Below are 2,951 nucleotides of genomic sequence, written 5' to 3' on the forward strand. Positions count from 1 at the left end.
GTTCGAACGCCTGAATGCCAAGACGGTGCAGCGTGGGCGCACGGTTCAGCATGACCGGGTGTTCGCGGATCACCTCATCGAGAATATCCCAAACCTCGGGACGCTCTTTTTCAACCAGCTTTTTCGCCTGCTTTACAGTCGATGACAGGCCTTTGGCTTCCAGACGCGAGTAGATGAACGGCTTGAACAGCTCCAACGCCATCTTCTTGGGCAGACCACACTGGTGCAGTTTCAGTTCCGGGCCGGTCACGATGACCGAACGCCCCGAAAAGTCGACCCGCTTGCCCAAAAGGTTCTGACGGAAGCGACCCTGCTTGCCCTTCAGCATATCGGACAGCGATTTCAGCGGACGCTTGTTGGCACCCGTGATCACGCGACCACGACGGCCGTTGTCGAACAGCGCATCGACAGATTCCTGCAGCATCCGCTTTTCGTTGCGGACGATGATGTCAGGTGCGCGCAGTTCGATCAGACGCTTCAGACGGTTGTTACGGTTGATCACGCGACGATAGAGGTCATTCAGATCGGAGGTCGCGAAACGGCCGCCGTCCAGCGGGACGAGCGGGCGCAGTTCCGGCGGGATCACGGGGATCACGGTCAGAACCATCCATTCCGGACGGTTTCCGGATTCGATAAAGTTTTCGACGATCTTCAAACGCTTGATGATCTTCTTGGGCTTCAGTTCGCCAGTGGCTTCCTTGAGGTCCGCACGCAGGGTTTCCGCTTCGGACTCTAGGTCGATCTGAGCGAGCATTTCGCGGATCGCTTCTGCACCGATGTTGGCTTGGAACGCGTCCATGCCGTAAAGGTCCTGCGCGTCGTTGAACTCTTCTTCGGTCATCAGCTGACCGTAGGTGAGGTCGGTGAGGCCCGGTTCGATCACCACGTAGTTTTCGAAATAGAGGATCCGCTCAAGATCACGCAGCGTCATGTCCAGCATCAGGCCGATGCGCGATGGCAGCGATTTCAGGAACCAGATGTGCGCGACGGGTGCGGCCAGTTCGATGTGGCCCATCCGTTCGCGGCGGACCTTTTGCAGCGTCACTTCGACACCACATTTTTCGCAGACGACGCCGCGATATTTCATCCGCTTGTATTTGCCGCACAGGCATTCGTAGTCTTTGATCGGGCCAAAAATACGCGCGCAGAACAGACCGTCACGCTCTGGCTTGAACGTGCGGTAGTTAATGGTCTCCGGCTTTTTGATCTCGCCAAAGGACCACGACAGAATCCGTTCGGGGGATGCCAAAGACACCTTGATTTCGTCAAACGTTTTCGCCGGAGCAACCGGGTTAAACGGGTTGTTTGTCAGTTCCTGGTTCATCTTCAATTCCTTGAATTGGGGTGCGTTGGACGGGGTCGCGAAGGCGGGGAAAATCCTGCCCTACGTAGGTCGGGGTTTTCCCCGACGAACTTCGCTTATTCCTCATCCTCCGCATCCAGGAGTTCCATGTTGAGGCCGAGGCCCCGGACTTCTTTTACAAGCACGTTGAACGACTCTGGGATACCGGCCTCAAAGTTGTCTTCGCCTTTGACGATGCTTTCGTAGACTTTCGTCCGCCCTGCAACGTCATCCGACTTGACCGTCAGCATTTCCTGCAACGTGTAAGCCGCGCCGTAAGCTTCCAGTGCCCAGACTTCCATTTCCCCGAAACGCTGGCCTCCGAACTGGGCTTTACCACCCAGAGGCTGCTGCGTGACAAGGCTGTAAGGCCCGGTGGAACGTGCGTGGATCTTGTCGTCAACCAAGTGGTGCAACTTCAGCAGGTACTTCATGCCCACTGTCACCTTGCGGCTGAACTGTTCGCCGGTCCGACCGTCGAACAGGATCGACTGACCCGAGGTGTCGAAACCGGCACGCATCAGCGCGTCGTTCACGTCAGCCTCTTTGGCGCCGTCAAATACCGGCGTGGCGATCGGCACACCGTGTGTAACGTTGCCTGCCGCTTCAACCAGATGCTCTTCGTCCATGCCTTCGATACCTTCGGCATAAACGTCGTCGCCATAGGCGATCCGCATCGCTTCGCGGACCGGGGTCAAATCGCCGGAACGGCGGTATTCACCCAAAGCATCGTCGATCTTGATGCCCAGACCGCGTGCGGCCCAGCCCATGTGGGTTTCCAGAATCTGACCGACGTTCATCCGCGACGGCACGCCCAGTGGGTTCAGACAGAAGTCCACCGGTGTCCCGTCCGCAAGGAACGGCATGTCTTCCATTGGCACAACTTTGGAAATCACACCCTTGTTGCCGTGACGACCCGCCATTTTGTCGCCGGGCTGCAGCTTGCGCTTCACAGCCACGAAGACCTTGACCATCTTCATCACGCCCGGGGGCAGATCATCGCCACGGCGGACTTTCTCGACTTTGTCCTCGAACCGGGCATCCATGATGCGCTTCTGGATATCATACTGTTCGTTCAGAGCCTCAACGACCTGCGCGTCAGCTTCGTCCTTGAGGGCGATTTGCCACCACTGACCACGGCTCAAATCTTCAAGCGTGCTTTCGGTCACTTCCGAATTGGACTTGAAGCCTTTGGGGCCTTTTACGGCCACTTTGCCAAGGATCATGGACTTCAGGCGGGCGTAGATGTTGCGATCAAGAATGACCATCTCATCGTCGCGGTCACGCGACAGCCGCTCGACTTCCTCACGCTCGATCTGGAGCGCGCGTTCGTCTTTTTCCACGCCGTGGCGGTTGAAGACACGTACTTCAACGACTGTACCAAAGTCACCCGGCGGCAGGCGCAGGGATGTATCGCGGACGTCCGACGCTTTTTCACCAAAGATGGCGCGCAGCAGCTTTTCTTCTGGCGTCATCGGGCTTTCGCCCTTTGGTGTGATCTTGCCGACCAGAATGTCACCTGGTTCAACATCCGCGCCGATGTACACGATGCCCGCCTCGTCGAGGTTGCGCAGCGCTTCTTCACCAACGTTTGGAATATCGCGTGTGA

2 pseudogenes are annotated in these 2,951 nt (G+C 57.3%); both read right to left on the minus strand.

The features are described 5' to 3' along the window. Positions 1 to 1,324, minus strand: a pseudogene (locus tag QZ196_RS17525) (DNA-directed RNA polymerase subunit beta'); the annotation flags it as partial. Between the two features lie 95 nt (positions 1,325 to 1,419). Then, positions 1,420 to 2,951: pseudogene (locus tag QZ196_RS17530) on the minus strand (DNA-directed RNA polymerase subunit beta); the annotation flags it as partial.

It is taken from the genome of Yoonia sp. (assembly GCF_017854565.1).
Lineage (GTDB): Bacteria > Pseudomonadota > Alphaproteobacteria > Rhodobacterales > Rhodobacteraceae > Yoonia.